The sequence below is a fragment of the Vibrio ouci genome, assembly GCF_004551525.1.
Taxonomy (GTDB): domain Bacteria; phylum Pseudomonadota; class Gammaproteobacteria; order Enterobacterales; family Vibrionaceae; genus Vibrio; species Vibrio ouci.
Genome location: NZ_SATR01000252.1, coordinates 1 through 769, shown reverse-complemented (window position 1 = coordinate 769; position 769 = coordinate 1). Strand labels below are relative to the sequence as shown.

General features: G+C 42.8%; 1 protein-coding gene. It reads right to left on the bottom strand.

Annotation, left to right across the window (positions count from 1 at the left end; genetic code table 11):
- Window positions 1-280 precede the first annotated feature (280 nt).
- The coding region (locus ELS82_RS25500) for an opioid growth factor receptor-related protein (protein WP_134837822.1) at window positions 281-769 on the bottom strand (489 nt) is incomplete at its 5' end.

The window sequence follows — 769 nt, the reverse complement described above, 5'->3', positions numbered from 1 at the left end:
TTCTTTAGATACGCACTACTGTCAGTTTTTGCTTCTTCATAAAGCTCTAAGCCATCAGCAATACAGGACTCAACGTAGTCTTTAAACTGGTCTTGATGACCTACTTTCGCTTTCGTAATTTCCATTTTACTCCTAAGCACATAACGCCCAATTAAGTTGTGAGCAACGCTGCCACCTTACTATAACACTGTACCGTAATCACCAAACAAGTTGAAACCGAAAGCGCCGAGCGTTGCGAATCAGCTTGAATTGTTTGTTAGTGCGCTTTTTCAGCACTCACCTAACCTTTGAGCGCGTTACGCCAATACTCGACCGTTTTATCTGAAACCATGTCAGTTTCTTTAGCTGCAGCCACTAGAAAGTCACACAGGTTGGCTGCTATCTGCTCATTACCGAGTAAATACAAACTACGAATTGCTCGGGTCAGGCGAAGTTGATTGTGGTCATGACTTTTAAGCCAGACATGGTTAGCAGGACTTAGTGCCAGTAATGACGAAATTTCACACCCGTCTCGATACAATCCCCAAAACTCAAGTAAAAGGTCGAGAGCTTTTAAGTGAGCTACACGCAATTCTTCTGAATTAGCAAAAGCCTCTCGATCTGCTTGAGTTACCAAAGGAGCATGTTGATTGAACTTAGTACCCTCATCTATCGGGAAAAGAACTTGAATGTACTTATGATCATGCTCTAGCCAGAAGTGGTTGTAAGCTAACAACTGCTCTACATTGCGACCAAATTTATCTGGAGCTTCACCAGATATGAAGCGAGC